At 26.3% G+C, this 14,168-nt stretch carries 24 protein-coding genes and 2 tRNA genes; 20 read left to right on the top strand and 6 right to left on the bottom strand.

The genetic code is table 11. The features are described 5' to 3' along the window. Positions 1–36: 36 nt before the first annotated feature. From CRU95_RS00785 to CRU95_RS00795, 3 genes are read right to left on the bottom strand one after another with little or no spacing between them, the layout of a single operon-like run. Entirely contained in the window at positions 37–579 is a 543-nt protein-coding gene (locus CRU95_RS00785) for a hypothetical protein (protein WP_129099250.1), read from the bottom strand. Then, entirely contained in the window at positions 576–893 is a 318-nt protein-coding gene (locus tag CRU95_RS00790) for a hypothetical protein (RefSeq protein WP_129099251.1), read from the bottom strand. The genes CRU95_RS00785 and CRU95_RS00790 overlap by 4 nt, the downstream gene beginning before the upstream one ends. Position 894: 1 nt before the next feature. Continuing rightward, on the bottom strand, positions 895–1,224 hold the full coding sequence (locus CRU95_RS00795) for a helix-turn-helix domain-containing protein (RefSeq protein ID WP_129099252.1): 330 nt from the start codon (positions 1,222–1,224) through the stop codon (positions 895–897). A gap of 77 nt (positions 1,225–1,301) precedes the next feature. On the opposite strand from CRU95_RS00795, the gene CRU95_RS00800 reads away from it, so the two are divergent. From CRU95_RS00800 to CRU95_RS00820, 5 genes are all read left to right on the top strand, one after another. Next, positions 1,302–1,538 (top strand): hypothetical protein, encoded by a 237-nt coding sequence (locus CRU95_RS00800; RefSeq protein ID WP_129099253.1) that lies wholly within the window; start codon positions 1,302–1,304, stop codon positions 1,536–1,538. Further along, complete coding sequence (locus tag CRU95_RS00805; RefSeq protein ID WP_129099254.1) at positions 1,531–1,998, top strand: phage regulatory CII family protein; 468 nt, start codon at positions 1,531–1,533, stop codon at positions 1,996–1,998. The genes CRU95_RS00800 and CRU95_RS00805 overlap by 8 nt, the downstream gene beginning before the upstream one ends. Continuing rightward, positions 1,991–3,142 (top strand): tyrosine-type recombinase/integrase, encoded by a 1,152-nt coding sequence (locus tag CRU95_RS00810; protein ID WP_164969691.1) that lies wholly within the window; start codon positions 1,991–1,993, stop codon positions 3,140–3,142. Before CRU95_RS00805 ends, CRU95_RS00810 begins: the two co-directional genes overlap by 8 nt. Position 3,143: 1 nt before the next feature. Beyond that, positions 3,144–3,440 (top strand): hypothetical protein, encoded by a 297-nt coding sequence (locus CRU95_RS00815; protein WP_129099256.1) that lies wholly within the window; start codon positions 3,144–3,146, stop codon positions 3,438–3,440. A gap of 133 nt (positions 3,441–3,573) precedes the next feature. Further along, positions 3,574–3,987, top strand: a complete 414-nt coding sequence (locus CRU95_RS00820; protein WP_129099257.1) for a hypothetical protein — start codon at positions 3,574–3,576, stop codon at positions 3,985–3,987. A 348-nt stretch (positions 3,988–4,335) separates the two neighbouring features. Here CRU95_RS00820 and CRU95_RS16540 read toward each other — a convergent pair whose 3' ends face one another. After that, positions 4,336–4,506, bottom strand: coding sequence for a hypothetical protein (locus CRU95_RS16540; protein ID WP_164969692.1), 171 nt, complete (start codon positions 4,504–4,506; stop codon positions 4,336–4,338). 38 nt (positions 4,507–4,544) lie between these two features. Here CRU95_RS16540 and CRU95_RS00825 point away from each other — a divergent pair, with 38 nt between their 5' ends. The 15 genes from CRU95_RS00825 to CRU95_RS00900 all read left to right on the top strand — a co-directional run bounded on the left by CRU95_RS00825 (position 4,545) and on the right by CRU95_RS00900 (position 13,780). After that, positions 4,545–4,835 (top strand): hypothetical protein, encoded by a 291-nt coding sequence (locus CRU95_RS00825; RefSeq protein ID WP_129099258.1) that lies wholly within the window; start codon positions 4,545–4,547, stop codon positions 4,833–4,835. An 11-nt stretch (positions 4,836–4,846) separates the two neighbouring features. Then, on the top strand, positions 4,847–5,734 hold the full coding sequence (locus tag CRU95_RS00830; protein WP_164969693.1) for a DNA cytosine methyltransferase: 888 nt from the start codon (positions 4,847–4,849) through the stop codon (positions 5,732–5,734). Further along, complete coding sequence (locus CRU95_RS00835) at positions 5,722–7,113, top strand: hypothetical protein (protein WP_129099260.1); 1,392 nt, start codon at positions 5,722–5,724, stop codon at positions 7,111–7,113. The genes CRU95_RS00830 and CRU95_RS00835 overlap by 13 nt, the downstream gene beginning before the upstream one ends. Then, positions 7,110–7,307: a hypothetical protein gene (locus tag CRU95_RS00840; protein ID WP_129099261.1), complete on the top strand. Its 198-nt coding sequence runs from the start codon at positions 7,110–7,112 to the stop codon at positions 7,305–7,307. The genes CRU95_RS00835 and CRU95_RS00840 overlap by 4 nt, the downstream gene beginning before the upstream one ends. Next, the gene (locus CRU95_RS00845; protein ID WP_013135496.1) at positions 7,301–7,717 is read left to right on the top strand and encodes a glycoside hydrolase family protein; all 417 of its coding nucleotides are present in this window, start codon (positions 7,301–7,303) and stop codon (positions 7,715–7,717) included. Before CRU95_RS00840 ends, CRU95_RS00845 begins: the two co-directional genes overlap by 7 nt. A 1-nt stretch (position 7,718) precedes the next feature. Beyond that, positions 7,719–7,919, top strand: coding sequence for a hypothetical protein (locus CRU95_RS00850; RefSeq protein WP_129099262.1), 201 nt, complete (start codon positions 7,719–7,721; stop codon positions 7,917–7,919). A gap of 3 nt (positions 7,920–7,922) precedes the next feature. Beyond that, entirely contained in the window at positions 7,923–9,002 is a 1,080-nt protein-coding gene (locus tag CRU95_RS00855) for a hypothetical protein (RefSeq protein ID WP_129099263.1), read from the top strand. Positions 9,003–9,014: 12 nt separating this feature from the next. Further along, positions 9,015–9,179 carry a hypothetical protein gene (locus tag CRU95_RS16545; RefSeq protein WP_164969694.1) on the top strand — a complete coding sequence of 55 codons (165 nt, stop codon included), beginning with the start codon at positions 9,015–9,017 and terminating at the stop codon, positions 9,177–9,179. Next, positions 9,172–10,038 (top strand): hypothetical protein, encoded by an 867-nt coding sequence (locus CRU95_RS00860; protein WP_129099264.1) that lies wholly within the window; start codon positions 9,172–9,174, stop codon positions 10,036–10,038. The genes CRU95_RS16545 and CRU95_RS00860 overlap by 8 nt, the downstream gene beginning before the upstream one ends. Beyond that, complete coding sequence (locus tag CRU95_RS00865) at positions 10,031–10,834, top strand: hypothetical protein (RefSeq protein WP_129099265.1); 804 nt, start codon at positions 10,031–10,033, stop codon at positions 10,832–10,834. The genes CRU95_RS00860 and CRU95_RS00865 overlap by 8 nt, the downstream gene beginning before the upstream one ends. Further along, complete coding sequence (locus CRU95_RS00870) at positions 10,831–11,193, top strand: hypothetical protein (protein WP_129099266.1); 363 nt, start codon at positions 10,831–10,833, stop codon at positions 11,191–11,193. The genes CRU95_RS00865 and CRU95_RS00870 overlap by 4 nt, the downstream gene beginning before the upstream one ends. Positions 11,194–11,223: 30 nt before the next feature. After that, positions 11,224–11,571: a hypothetical protein gene (locus tag CRU95_RS00875; RefSeq protein WP_129099267.1), complete on the top strand. Its 348-nt coding sequence runs from the start codon at positions 11,224–11,226 to the stop codon at positions 11,569–11,571. A gap of 165 nt (positions 11,572–11,736) precedes the next feature. Then, entirely contained in the window at positions 11,737–12,144 is a 408-nt protein-coding gene (locus CRU95_RS00880; protein ID WP_129099268.1) for a hypothetical protein, read from the top strand. An 86-nt stretch (positions 12,145–12,230) separates the two neighbouring features. Further along, positions 12,231–13,505 carry a hypothetical protein gene (locus CRU95_RS16750; protein ID WP_258238578.1) on the top strand — a complete coding sequence of 425 codons (1,275 nt, stop codon included), beginning with the start codon at positions 12,231–12,233 and terminating at the stop codon, positions 13,503–13,505. Positions 13,506–13,507: 2 nt separating this feature from the next. Continuing rightward, entirely contained in the window at positions 13,508–13,780 is a 273-nt protein-coding gene (locus CRU95_RS00900) for a hypothetical protein (protein ID WP_129099269.1), read from the top strand. 163 nt (positions 13,781–13,943) lie between these two features. On the opposite strand, the gene CRU95_RS00905 is transcribed toward CRU95_RS00900, so the two are convergent. Next, positions 13,944–14,020: transfer RNA gene (locus CRU95_RS00905), tRNA-Met, on the bottom strand. A 12-nt stretch (positions 14,021–14,032) separates the two neighbouring features. Continuing rightward, a tRNA-Gln gene (locus tag CRU95_RS00910) sits at positions 14,033–14,107 on the bottom strand. Positions 14,108–14,168: the final 61 nt, after the last annotated feature.

Consider the following 14,168-nt stretch of genomic DNA (forward strand, 5'->3'; position numbering starts at 1 on the left):
CTTACCTGTATTGAAAACGGGTATTTTCAAATTTATTTATATTTGGAAGTCGTAGAATAGGGTTATTTTTTCTTTATTATTTGTAATTAAATCAAATCTTGAATCAATTATTGCTTTTTTTATATTTCTATTTATTTCGGGATATTTTGATTTTTTTTCGTATTTTATTTCACTTATATTTTTATTTTTATCTATTTTAAAAGCTACTATTATTTTTTCTCTTAATCCATGTTCCTTGTACAATTCAGGAATTGTTAAATGTTTTAATACAATTATTTCATTTATGTTTTGTTTTAAATATTTTTTATTTTTTTGTTCTTCGTTTAGCTGTGCATCTATTTTATTTTGTCTTGTTTCTAAGTTAGTTAAATTATTTGATAAAGCACTTCCTTTTACTATAGTATCTTCATCAATTTTTTGTGTTTCTATTTTTGCTCTTGTTCTTCTTTCTTCTCTTACAACATAGTATTTTATTTTTTTAGTTTCTACTTGTTTAAAATCTGTATTAATTAAAGAGTTTTCTAATGATGAACTAAATAATATATTTGCTGTTATTATTGAAGTAATTATTATCTTCATATATTTATAACCTTTTCATTATAATTAATTTCTTTTTCTTCTTCTTTTTTCTCTATTTTCAATGTACTTTTTATATCATCAAATAATATTGCAGTAGGTGGTAAAAATATTAATGATATAGTCCAAACTATTTTATTAGATTCTTTTACATAGTCTGTTAGTAAATTAGTTATAAAACAATATAGCCATAAAATAAAATACATTATTCCTATGATTATCATCATAGATGTGTCATTTTCTCTTATACTCATATAAGTCATTCCTGAAAATGCACTTAAATATAGTATTGTTAAATATGGTCTATAAGGTTTCAATCTATTCCTTTATTTTTAATCTTTCAGCATTTAATATATGATAAAAAATTTCATTCATTTTATTATCTGCTTCTTCTATTATTTTGTGGTTTTCTTCTTTAAAATTAATGTTTTTTATTAATTTTTCTGATTTTTCTCCATTTAAAATATAATTTAAATCTAATTTTTCAATAATACAAATTGAATTTATTTCTTTATATGGAATTTTTTCTCTTCTTCTCCAGTTGGTAAATGTACCTTGTATAATTCCCATATATTCGTACATTTCTTTATCTGTTTTTATGTTTAATTTTTCTTTTAATCTGTTAAAGACTTCATCAAAATAATTCATTTTTAATTATTTCCCTTGACATATAATTCATTTTGTTTTATAATTCCATAATCTAATATATAAAAAAAGGTTTATCCATGCAAAATAAAACCTCTATAACTGATAATTATAACAAAATTAACAAAAATAACAAATTTTCAAAAAAGTTTGTTTACTGCATTGTAAAGACATTACTAGGTAATACTTATAAATGTAAAATCATATATGAAAATAAAAAAACAATTTGTATTAATTGGTTCAATGGAAAAAGATATTTTTCTCCTAAAACTCTATTGTCAAATGAACTTTCAATAGTAAAGTTTTTAAATGACTAATACATTTTTAAACACAATTAATTACTCTATAGAAAAGTTTTGTGATTCTTTGGGATTTAATAAAACATACTTTCATCAGTTTTTAAATTGTTCGCAAAAACAAGCACCAAAATTCTTAAATCCAAATGATGATTTAAAACAATTAAAAGTAATAGATTTAATTTCAATATTAGATAATTTAGATACAAAACATAGAAAAATCATACTAGATAATCTATGCCAAAAATATGACTTCGTTTGTCTTGATTCTGCAATAACTCAAAGCAATAATATTTCATTAGAACATATTTTATTAAATATCACTTCGACTAATGGTGAATTATCATCAAATTTTCTTCAAGCTTTAGAAGATGGAAATATATCACATGATGAAAATAAATTATTAAAAGAAATAGCTTATAAATTTAGAAGTCTTTTAAGAATTTTTGAATTTAAAATTAATGGGATATCAAATGACTAGACCTAAAAACTATACAACTAGTTATCCAAATATATATTATTATATTTCTCCTAAAACTAATAAAAAAGTATATTTTGGTAGATATTATAAAGATAGAAAACAAAAAACTATTACTTTAGGTTCTTCTTTAAATACTGCTATAAAAAAAATGAATCTTATAAAAAAAGGTATTTCAAAAAAAGATTCTTCTAAACTTGTTTATAATAAAGAAATTTTAAAAACTCATGATAAGCATTCTATTGAAGTTTTATATTTTGAGTATATAGATATAGAGGGTAAAAAATGGAGTACACAAGAGCTTAAAACTAAAAAGTCTAGGTTTAAAAGATGGATATTACCACACTTTGGAAAAATGAATATACATGATGTTAGATATTCGCATATTCAAAAGTTTATAAACGATATAGATGATAAAAAACTTCTAGCAAGAAAAACACAAGAGAATTTAAAATCAAGTATTCAATCATTTTTTAAATTCTGTATAAAAGAGGGTTATTTAAATACTGGAAACCCTGCACAATATGTTGATATTAAAGCCTATGATAATCATGTACCTATGACTTTAACTTTAGAGCAAATTATAAGATTCTATCAAACTATTATTGATATAGATTGTCATAGTTCCCCTAATCATAGTGCAAATTTAGATAATAGAAAAAAAAGATTAATGTTGATCCTTATGATTCATGGTAGAAGATGGAATGAAGCTCAAAATTTGTGTTGGTCTGAGATTGATTTTATTTCAAACTTATATATTATTCCCGCTCATAAGTCAAAAACTAAAAAAACTCAAAAACATAAAATGACAGATTTTTTAAGACTTGAATTGATGGAATTAAAAGTTATATCAAATGATGGTGAGGATTTTTTATTTATAAATCCACAAACTAAAAATCCTTATTCTTCAATAAATACATTTTTTAAAACTATCAAAAAGAAAGCAGATATTCCTAAAACTTTTAGATGTCAAGATTTTAGGCATGTCGTTGGAACTGTCGCATATCAAAACTTAGGTATACCACTAGAAAATATAAGAGATGTACTTGCACATGGTTCAGTTACAACAACTGAAATATATAGTGATAAAGATAGTTTAAACAGTAGAAAAGTTTTAACTTCTTTATTTGAATTGTTTGGATTTTAACATGAGCAATGTTTTTAGAACTGGCTTTATACATATTACAAAAGAACAAGCTATTGAAGCATTTTATAATCAAGAAAATTTATTTGTTTCTTTTAATTGTTCTCATATTTTTACTCAAGTTAATTTTGAAACTAAATTGTTAAATATGAATCTTGATACAGAATTTGAACAATGCTTTAATTTAGTAAAAATGAAACAAGTTTTCCCACATAAATTAAATGATACTTTTTTCTATATAGAAGAACCAAAACCAGTTGAAGTTATTGATAATCATTTATCTTTTAATTTTAGTGACTGACCAGGATTAAAATGTGACTTGGCAGCATAATAAATTTTGTGACTGATCCTGGTATTAATTTTTATATAAATTTTCATTTGAATTTTTATATAAGGGTTAAAACCTTAAAACAAAAATAAAAAAGGAAAGACAAATGTCTAAAGTAGCATTCACAAAAGAGCAAGAAGCAGAAATTCAGTTAATGATGCAACAAGCAGTTGCACAACAAAACAAAGAGTTAGAATTAAAACAAGCACAAAGAGAAACAAATAAAATTGTTTTAGGTGCAAGAATTCAAGAATTAATTAGTAAAGAGGGTTCTATTATTATTGATAAATCAACTAATCAACCAAAAACTAATGTTGATGGTTCTCCAATGCGTTATCCAACAAGATATTACGTAAAACTTGAAACTATGGGTTTAGAATTAGAAACAGAAGTAAAACAAGATGTATTTGATTCTTTAGAAGAATTTAAAATGTACCTTTGTGAGGGTCGGATTGGTTTAGTTAATAAGTTTGGTAATGATGTTTTAGAACCAATTTTTAAAATATTTACAAGAATTTAGTATTTAGGCTTTTGCCTATTTACTAAGAATTGAAAAAGGCACACAAGAAACATTTTATTTTTTACTACGAATTTTTAATATGTGATGTTTTTCTTTTGTGTCTCTTTGAATTCTATTTTTGTCATTTTGTGAGGGCTTGCCCGAACTTGTAAAGGTAGAATTTAATTGTTTTTATTTACTTTCTGAAAGTTTTGATTCTAGTTTTGATTCTTTTTTAAAGAATATATGTGCTAGGCGATTAATTATCAAAAGTAAAATTTGTTTGAGGATAACGGACGCAATTAATTTAAATCCTAATGTTTTTGCATAAGAGAAAATCAATGTAAAAATGGAAGATTGAATTTGCCCCTAAACCGATAAAAGAAAGTTTTGTATTTCAATTTTTTCTTTTTCCGTTAAATCAGTTGATTGATTTATTTCTAGAATTAATTCAGATTTTATCTCTTTTAATTCATCAGGTGTTAACTTTTTAGTTATCTGTTTTAAATTGGTAATTTGATTTTTAAATTCATTTATCATTTGAATTGCCTTAATTAGTTTATTTAAAGGAATATATTTTGACAAAAAAAGAATTAGAAGTTTATGAAGCATTTAAAAAACTCATTGATACATATTTTGAGTTAAAAATAAAACATAATTTTTCTGAGAAAGATTTAAAAGAACTTTTAAAAGATTCTAAAAATTATTTTGAAGTTGGTTCTACTCTTATTTCTTTTGAGAATGTTTTATTAATTGATAAATCAAATAATGGTTTTTTTAGAGTTTTTACTTCTGATAATCCTGAATCTTTTTTTTCTGTTGATGACTCACAACTAGAAAATTATCTTAATTATCTTAATAAAAAATAAGGTTTTAAATAGTGAATTATTTAACATTATCAATATTTAGTGGTCTAGATTTATTAGGCCAAGCTTTCCAAAATAATGGCTTTTGTGTTGTTTCAGCAGGTGATATACAATGGGGAAAAGATATAAGACAATTTAAACCTATTAAAAATATATTTGGTGGTGTTGTTGGTGGTCCTCCATGTCAAGACTTTTCAGGACTTAATCGAAATCCTAAAAATTACTCTTTAGAAATGTTACAAGAGTTTAAACGAATTGTTTTAGAAAGTTCTTGTGACTGGGCTCTTTTAGAAAATGTAAAAGGTGTTCCAGATTTAGATATAGAGGGTTATTATCATCAACGAATAGATATTAATCAAGGTTGGTACTCTGATACATCTAGATTAAGACATATTCAATTTTATTGTAAAAAAGAATTTTATTTAAATATTCCAAGGGGTCAAATGAAAAATATAAATAATACTTGTGCTTTGGCATCAGATAATAGATCATATAAAGAACTATTAAAGCTTCAAGGATTACCACAAGATTTTAATTTAGATTCTTTTACATTAAAAGGTAAAAAGAAACTTGTAGGTAATGCTGTACCTTTTGTTATTGGTGATGTTTTAGCAAAAGAAGTAAAAAGAGTAATGATTAATTTTTATAAAGAATGTGACACAACTGTACAAATAAATAAAAGTGACTTAGCAGCACAACAAAATATTGTGACTGATCCTGATATTAAAATTTATGTGACTGATCGGTCACGGTTTTGTGCTTGTGGTTGTAAGCGTGTCTTAACAGGTAACAAAAAATATTACGATTTTTCATGCAGAAAAAGAGCAGAACGAAAAAGAAAAAGAGAAAAAAAAGTTAGTCCCCTTGCTGGATTAACAAGGGGGTCTAAGTGGGACATTTAGGAAATTTAAAAATTACAGTTTTAAATGATTTAGTAGATACATTAAAGCTACATTTCTATTCTTCTGATTTGTCAGATGAAAAGGAACTTGAAGATTATAATAAAATCGTTTCTTTATTCTGTGATATAAAATCTGAAGCTATGCAAATAAAAAATGCAGATACACAAAAAAGATTTATATCACATGAATTTCATGGTTATAAATTTCGTGTTATGGCTTCGGCTCAAAGTGGTTTTAATGTAGTTATTCAAAATGGTGATGTTTCAATATCACTTTTAAAACATTCAGTTAAACATAATAATCCTTTAATTAAAGTAGAGTTTAGAGCAGAATTTCTTTGTAGATACGGCTATATAAAAGCAATTCAATCTGTTAAAAATCTTATTCAAAACTTCTTATTAAATTATCATGTAAAAGTTAGTGAAATTCACTTGGCTAAAGATATACAAGGTTATGAGTTTTGTACTTTTGATTTTCATAGAGTAAAAACACTTTCAAAAACTAAAACAATATTTCATAATGATATTTCATCTGAATATTATTTCGGTAATCGTTTTACTGGCTTTTCAGTAGGTAAGGGCGACGAAATGCTAAGAGTTTATAATAAAACAGTAGAAATCACTCAAAAGAAACAAAAAGCATTTATAGAGGTTCTTAAGTGGGCTAATAATCCTGATTTTGATAATAAAAAAAATGTATGGCGTTTAGAATTTCAATTAAGAAGAGAAAGTCTTAAATATTTACTTGGTAATGATGGTCTTTTAGATTCTCTTGATAATGTTCTTAAATCTATCTCTAATCTTTGGAATTATTGTATTAATAGATTTGTTCATAAAAATCTAGATAATACACAAGTACAAGAACAAATAACACAAATGAAAATATTAAAAAATGGTACTTTTAAATATTTATCAGCTGAAACATTAAGAAAAAGATTTCAAAGGGCAGATACTTCTATTGTATGGGATAGTATTCAAACATTTGAGGGTAATGTTGGATATGAATTACAAAAGGTAAAAGATATTAAAAAACCTGAAGTACAGTATGTTAAAAATGCTTTTAAAGCCATAATTTCAACTTTTGTAAAATTGAAAAGAGGGGATTTTAATTCACATGAACTTACAGAAATATTACTTGAAGCAGATAGAGAGCAACGAGAAAAAACAGATATAAATATTATTGATAATGCAAGATTAAAAGCCTTAGATTATATGAGCCATGCAAAAGTATTCTATGAAAAAACTGGAATTATAGAAGATGGATTTGATAAATTCAATAAAGACTTAGCAAATAATCTACAACATACTTTCGCATTAATAGAAAATGAACCATCAAGTATTTTAACTTTTGAACAATTCCAAAAAAGGTTAATAGCATGAGTTTATATCTTCCACTTACAAAAATTCAACATGAGATAATAGTCGCAATTTCTGATTTAATTTGTATTAGAGAAAGTGAACCAAATAATAATAAAAAAACAAATATCAATGCTTTTAAAATCTCAAAACATATCAAAAGAGATTATAAAACAGTTAGAACAAATCTTAAAAAATTAAAGGAGATAAGATGTTAATGGATAGAACTGAAAGAATGTTAATTAAACATGAGGGATTACAAACTAAGGTTTATACTTGCCCTGCAAATAAATTAACTATTGGTGTAGGTAGGAATTTAGAAGATAGAGGTATCACAAAAAAAGAAGCTTTATATCTTTTGAATAACGACATAGTTGAATGTCATAATAAATTATCTTTAGAATTACCTTTTTATGATTCTTTAGATGATGTTAGGCAAGAAGTGTTAATAAATATGTGTTTTCAATTAGGTTTTACGGGATTTTCAAAATTTAAAAAGACTTTGAAATATATTAATGATTTTGATTTTGAAAAAGCTTCAAAAGAAATGCTTAATTCTTTATGGGCAAAACAAACTCCAAATAGAGCAAATGAATTAGCACAAATCTTAAGAAAGGGGGAATATTAAAATGTGGCAATCTTTATTAATAGATTTAGGAATTACTTTAGTTAAAAATTATATTAATTCTACTGAATCAAAAAAAGATGATAAAGTTTTAGAACTTGTTCAAACTGGTGCAAATTATTTAGCTAATAAGCCAAATAATACTGTTAGTACAAATACTGCTGTTTCATTAAAAAATGAATCTATGCGTAAGATACAAGGATAATTTATGTCTAGTTATTACGATATATATGGAACTGGTGCTTATTCTCAAGTAACTGCAGGTTATCATTCTCTTACTACCACATATGGAAGTGGTGGTTGGGGAAATGGTGAATATATTAAAAAAAATGAAAGACCTGCTTTTAAATCACTTTTTACTGACCCAAAATATTTTGATCCTGCTAATAGAAAATATATTATGCCACCTGGTACTCATAGTGTACCTACTGATATACATTCTCCACCTACTAGCTATCCAAAGTTATTTGATAAAAAGAAGATTGAATTAATTACAGTTCAAAAAGATGGTAAGAATTTTACTACTCTTTCAGATGAAACAATTAATTATTTAAAAAATGCAGATATGAAATATGTTGAAACTGTCGCTTGGTTAATTGAAAGACGAAATTTTGTCCAAAATACATTAAATAATTTACCAGCAAGAGAATATCAACAAAAACCATATTTAAAGGAAAATCTTAATTATCTTCAAAATCTTCTTAATCAAGCTGAATTGGATTTTCAAAATTTTGTTGGTAATTTGGGTGAAACTTTAATTGACTTAAATCGTCCTTTTTTATATGAGGGTTCTGATAATGGTTCTGAAAATAATAAGTATCCTATTTCAATATCAAATGTTTCAGCTTATGAGCTTGATGGTTTTATTAATTCAATTTTTGGAAATGTTACGGGTGATAATTTTGTACCAATTGCTAATGGTTTAATTTATGATGCTAAACAACCAACTAGTTGTTGTATTGAATATTGTTTCAATAAAGACTATTACAGAATGAAAGATGTTCCTTATAAAGAATCAGAACAAAAAACACAAGATGATATTGAATTTGAGAAGTATAAAAATAGTAGTTATTATGAACCATATTCACCACCATCAAATAAATTTCAAGAAATAAAACTTGATACATTTATGCGAATGTTTAATGAAGGTAAAAATTTAGTTAATAGTCCAATTAGTTATTTATTTGACAAGCTTAAGCCTTTTTTAAATGAATTTGAAGATTCTCATGGATGGTTTAAATATAAAATTGTTGATAATAATGTAAATATAGATTTAGATTTTAGATAGAAAGGATAAAAAATGGCTGAAAATATAGGCGGGGGATGTGAAGAACTTCTACAAAAAATGGTTGAAAAATTAACAACTATTAGTGATAGCTTACATGATATAAAAGATAGTAATGAAAAAGTAATGGAAATAATGAATAAAATTAATACTGATATTTTAGGAGGGAATAATGGGTGATGGTGTAGATTATAGAATGGAAATTGTTGCCAATTCTAAAGGTGATAAAACAGAAGATAATATTACTAAAGGCATTATGTCTAATGTAAAATCAAAAGGTTCTAATTTTGGTTCTGTTGATTTTAATAATAGTTTTTTTGATGATATTTCAGGAATTGGTGAAGCTCCAACAGCTCCAACTTCTACAGTAAGTGGCGGTTTACTAAATACTATGAAAAATAATGCTGATACGATTTCTAAAAGTATGAATAATGTAGCAGAAGTATTAAATAAAAGTAATTTAGTTAGTAAAGAGCATGTAAATGCTACTCAGAACATGGCTCAGAGTATAACTTCTGCTATGACTTTACTAGCAAATATTTTAAGTGTGGCAAATGGTCATAAAGAAGTTGGTAATCGACTTCAAAATTATCATAATAATGTTAATACTCAAAAGAACTTTTTGCAAATAGATAAATTAGAGTATGACTCAAAACCATTATCTAATATAGTTGATGTAAATGGAAAACCAGTAATCCCAAGGCAAGAAAAAGTAAAAGCAAATGTAAATCAAAATGAATATCATAACTTTAATAAAAATGGTGCTGAAAATTTAAAAGATACAAGTAATAACCGTATAGCTCCAAGAATGGCTAAGGCTCGTTACCATGAAGAAAAGGCACAAGATGAAGAAAGAATGAATAAATTTGATTGGGGTAATCATTTGGATTCTCTTACGGGTGCTAGTGATGAAATTAATAATCATGGTAGTAATTTACTTGATGAAGTTATAAATATGCATAGCTTAGATGAAGATTCTATTAATAAAATAGATGATGAAATAAAAAAAATAAACTGGGGAGATATAAATAATGGCTAATAGTAAAGTTTCGCAAATTGCGGGTAGTACAAGTGAAGATTTTATTGATGAAGCTGTGAGTGGTTATACATATTGGTATACGAAACAAGCCTTTGAACCACTTTTAAATAAAATTTCAGGTGGTAAAGAAGATAGTATATTAAGAGAAGCATTAGAAGGTGCTATTAATACTTTACAATTTGGAATAATGAATGCAGTTATGATAACAGTTACTGAATATGCATTTTCTAAACTTGCATTAACTGCTACTGCTACAATAGCATTTTTAAAAGCTACATATATTGCACAAAAAGCAAGAAAATTAATAACAGGGGCTTTGGGTGCTGTTCCATTTGTTGGTAAAGGTTTAGGGAATGTTGTTAGTGCTACTGGCTCTTTTCTTTCTTCTGATAGACAACAAATAGCTACAATGGCAAATAATACTTCTAATAATTTGACTACAGTTGTGTCACAAGAAAGACAAAATCAAATTATGATAAGAGGTTATCAACATAAATCAGCTGATAATAATACCTCAAATGCAATTAGGCTTAAACAAAATGGCGATAATAAATATATAACAATATTTACACATAAAACAATGACTGGTACATGGTTAAATACAACAGAAGATAAAAGAATCTATGAAAAAGCAACAAACACAACTGTAAAATCAAGTGGTACTGCTACATGGTCGGTTCTTTATTCAAAACTTAATCAGTTTTCAGAATTTGCCAAAACTGCTGAGGGTGTTATTATGAATAATACAATGGCATCTGTTAAGATGTTGGAAGCTCAAGGAGCAAAATTGTCATGACTAAAATATTTCATGTAACATTAACACAAGGTAGGGCAGATACTTTTTATATAGAAGCAAATACAAAAAGTGATGTATTAACTTTTCTTTCTTCTGTTAGTACTGCTGTAATATCAAATATAAAAGAAGTAGTATTTTCAAAAGAATATGATATTAATTATATTCCTCAAACTATTGAAAATAATACTTCTCATAAATCTGTTAAGGCTATTGCATTATCTAAAACTTATTCTAAAATCTTTGAATTTTTTAATATTAAAGATAGTGTGACTAACCAGGACATCATTAAACAATTAAAACAATTAATGATTTTCAATGAACCAATTATTGATATTGCGTCAATAACATTTTACAAATAATTTGAGGGCTTGCCCGAAAGGATAAAAAATATGCCAAAATTTCAAATACAATATAAATATAATTCTAAAACTCATACTATGAATTTAGATAGCGATTCATGGCAAAAAGCTAGAGATTTTGCTTTGACTATGATTAACGGTGAAATTACAGATATAAGAGAATTCGTGCATGAAGATAATAGAGTTATAAAAGATGATAAAGATTATGTTCATTCTAAAACTTTAACACTAAAAAATGATGTTGGTTTTAATTCTCTTAGAATTCCTAAAATTAAAAAATCTGTTAATGATATTCTTATACAAAATCTAGTTTTTAATCATCTTCTAATCAACAATAAAAAGATAAATAGTATAAAAATCGCTACAAAATTTAATTGATTTTTGTACTATTGTATTTTTAAACTCTCTAAGTGCCTTTAAATAGGCATTTTTATTCTACTTTTTACCTATTGATTTACTTTTCTATTTTTTACATAATTTCAATACAGATTTATTTAGCCAAAAAATAAACCTAAAAAAAATAAAATAAGTGAGGAAAATAAAATGGCAAAAAAATTTCAAATTACACAAAAAGTTACTGTAAATGGTAAAAGTCTTTCTATACCTTTTCAAATGTTTGGTGAGGCAGATGATGTATCAGCAATAGGTGCTTTATTAGCTGGTGGCTATGAAGTTAAAGAAGTTAATGATGCTCTTTCAGATACTACTGGTGTTGATACTAATAATGCAACTACTAATCCAGTTAGTGCAATATTTTTAAATGGTCCTAAAAATCAAATGATGAGTATTAGACCTTATGAAGGTTCTATTCATTTTAAAAATACTGCTTCAGTAGATGATATTGCAGCAGCACTTAGAACAACAAAACCTTTTGAGTTACTTCCTTCAGAAACTCCAACTAAGATCACTGTAAAAAGAAGTGAAACTTACGCAGGTACTTCAGAGGGATAATTAATAAAGAGCTTAACCGCTCTTTGTTATTTCTAAAGTTTTAAATAAAAGATTTTATAAATAACAAAATAATATAAAGGTATAAAATGGCTACATCAATAGAAATTTTAAATAATATCCGTGATACTATCTCTAATCTTGTTGATAAATATAAAGAACAATCAACAGCAAATGAAACCACAAAAGATGAACTAAAAGAAATAGACAAAGAGTTAGGCGACTGCTTAAATCTTCTTATTTCAATAGACACATCACTTACCAGTCTTAGTTCTGATGATTTAAAATCATTATTAACAGATTTAGAAAATAAACAACAAAAAATTGATTTATTATTAGATTTAGAAACAACTATTAATGAAATGGTTGGTAAATATAATAATGGTTCTTTTAATGGTAAAGATGGAGAAGATGGTAAACCTTTTACTTTTGATATGTTTTCACAATCACAATTAGCACTTTTAAAAGGAAATGATGGTAAATCAGCATATCAAATTGCCGTTAAGGATGGTTTTATTGGTACAGAAACTGAGTGGTTAGAATCTCTAAAAGGTACTAAAGGTAAAGATGGCAAAATTATATTTGAAGAACTTAATGATGAACAAAAAGCCACTTTAAAAGGAACTGATGGTATAGATGGAAGTAATGGTAAATCAGCATATCAAATTGCCGTTAATGATGGTTTTATTGGTACTGAAGCTGAGTGGTTAGAATCTCTAAAAGGAATTGATGGTATAGATGGAAATGATGGTAAATCAGCATATCAAATTGCCGTTAATGATGGTTTTATTGGTACAGAAACTGAGTGGTTAGAATCTCTAAAAGGTTCTGATGGGATTGATGGGATTGATGGTAAAGATGGTAAAGATGGTTCTTTTGATGGTACCTTAAAAACAATTAATAATGAATCTATATTAGGTGAGGGTAATCTAGTTGTAGGTATTCCAAAAGGTTTAATCTCAATGTGGTCAGGAAGTATCGCAACTCTTCCAAATGGTTGGTTTTTGTGTGATGGTAATAATGAAACTCCAAATTTACAAGATAGATTTATTTATGGAACTACAGTTGAAGAGGAAATAGGACAAACTGGTGGAAGTGCAAATGCAGTTGTTATTGCTCATAGTCATACTGGTAGTACTAATACAACGGGGAATCATAGCCATAGTGTCACAACCTATGGTGGCAGTAGTGGAAGTTCAGGCTACAATATAGCACAAGTTTATGGTCCAGTTGGTGCAAAAAACTTTTCAACAGCTTCGGCTGGTAATCATAGTCACACTCTTTCAATCAATTCAAGTGGTGAAGATGGTATAAATAAAAATTTACCACCATATTATAAATTAGCATTTATTATGAAAGGTTAAAAATGAATTTTAAAGATATTAAAGAATTTACTTATTTTGATAATCAAGTAATAGTTGATGGTGTTCAACATGAAATTGATGTTTCTTTAGTTGGAATTTCTGCTGTTCAATTTCATAAAGGTTTTGAATTGAGAGAAGAGTCTAGTTATCCTTTTAAGAAAGTCCCTTTTACTAAATATCAATATGCACTTGATAAATGGAAAGAAGTTGATGATTCTTTAAAGATTGTTATAGATAATGATTCAGTAGAGGATGTAATTGTAAATGAACAATGATTTTCTTATGCTTTTTATTTCTTTTATTGGTTTATTAAATACTATAGTTTTATTACCAATTGCTAAATTTTCTTTTTATGTTATTAAAGAAATTAACTATATTAAGGGACATTTGAACATTAAAGATTAGATTTGTTTTGATTAGTTTGTTATTTTTATTCTTTGGTTGCGGAAGCAGGATTTGAACCTACGACCTTCGGGTTATGAGCCCGACGAGCTACCGGACTGCTCTATTCCGCGCCAATAAAATTTTGGATGGGGTAGCAGGATTCGAACCTGCGAATATCGGCACCAAAAGCCGAGGCCTTACCGCTTGGCGATACCCCAATTTTTTGAGATGGGAATTATAGTAAATTTTTACATTTTTGTCAAGATAATTAATATTTAT

This window comes from Arcobacter sp. F2176 (assembly GCF_004116465.1).
GTDB classification, from domain to species: Bacteria; Campylobacterota; Campylobacteria; order Campylobacterales; family Arcobacteraceae; genus Arcobacter; species Arcobacter siniprincipis.

Excerpts from the sequence above, each read along its gene's own strand:
- CRU95_RS00785 (WP_129099250.1), bottom strand. The coding sequence starts at position 579 with ATGAAGATAATAATTACTTCAATAATAACAGCAAATATATTATTTAGT.
- CRU95_RS00795 (WP_129099252.1), bottom strand. The coding sequence starts at position 1,224 with ATGAATTATTTTGATGAAGTCTTTAACAGATTAAAAGAAAAATTAAAC.
- CRU95_RS00800 (WP_129099253.1), top strand. The coding sequence starts at position 1,302 with ATGCAAAATAAAACCTCTATAACTGATAATTATAACAAAATTAACAAA.
- CRU95_RS00805 (WP_129099254.1), top strand. The coding sequence starts at position 1,531 with ATGACTAATACATTTTTAAACACAATTAATTACTCTATAGAAAAGTTT.
- CRU95_RS00810 (WP_164969691.1), top strand. The coding sequence starts at position 1,991 with ATGACTAGACCTAAAAACTATACAACTAGTTATCCAAATATATATTAT.
- CRU95_RS00815 (WP_129099256.1), top strand. The coding sequence starts at position 3,144 with ATGAGCAATGTTTTTAGAACTGGCTTTATACATATTACAAAAGAACAA.
- CRU95_RS00820 (WP_129099257.1), top strand. The coding sequence starts at position 3,574 with ATGTCTAAAGTAGCATTCACAAAAGAGCAAGAAGCAGAAATTCAGTTA.
- CRU95_RS16540 (WP_164969692.1), bottom strand. The coding sequence starts at position 4,506 with ATGATAAATGAATTTAAAAATCAAATTACCAATTTAAAACAGATAACT.
- CRU95_RS00840 (WP_129099261.1), top strand. The coding sequence starts at position 7,110 with ATGAGTTTATATCTTCCACTTACAAAAATTCAACATGAGATAATAGTC.
- CRU95_RS00845 (WP_013135496.1), top strand. The coding sequence starts at position 7,301 with ATGTTAATGGATAGAACTGAAAGAATGTTAATTAAACATGAGGGATTA.
- CRU95_RS00850 (WP_129099262.1), top strand. The coding sequence starts at position 7,719 with ATGTGGCAATCTTTATTAATAGATTTAGGAATTACTTTAGTTAAAAAT.
- CRU95_RS00855 (WP_129099263.1), top strand. The coding sequence starts at position 7,923 with ATGTCTAGTTATTACGATATATATGGAACTGGTGCTTATTCTCAAGTA.
- CRU95_RS16545 (WP_164969694.1), top strand. The coding sequence starts at position 9,015 with ATGGCTGAAAATATAGGCGGGGGATGTGAAGAACTTCTACAAAAAATG.
- CRU95_RS00860 (WP_129099264.1), top strand. The coding sequence starts at position 9,172 with ATGGGTGATGGTGTAGATTATAGAATGGAAATTGTTGCCAATTCTAAA.
- CRU95_RS00865 (WP_129099265.1), top strand. The coding sequence starts at position 10,031 with ATGGCTAATAGTAAAGTTTCGCAAATTGCGGGTAGTACAAGTGAAGAT.
- CRU95_RS00870 (WP_129099266.1), top strand. The coding sequence starts at position 10,831 with ATGACTAAAATATTTCATGTAACATTAACACAAGGTAGGGCAGATACT.
- CRU95_RS00875 (WP_129099267.1), top strand. The coding sequence starts at position 11,224 with ATGCCAAAATTTCAAATACAATATAAATATAATTCTAAAACTCATACT.
- CRU95_RS00880 (WP_129099268.1), top strand. The coding sequence starts at position 11,737 with ATGGCAAAAAAATTTCAAATTACACAAAAAGTTACTGTAAATGGTAAA.
- CRU95_RS16750 (WP_258238578.1), top strand. The coding sequence starts at position 12,231 with ATGGCTACATCAATAGAAATTTTAAATAATATCCGTGATACTATCTCT.
- CRU95_RS00900 (WP_129099269.1), top strand. The coding sequence starts at position 13,508 with ATGAATTTTAAAGATATTAAAGAATTTACTTATTTTGATAATCAAGTA.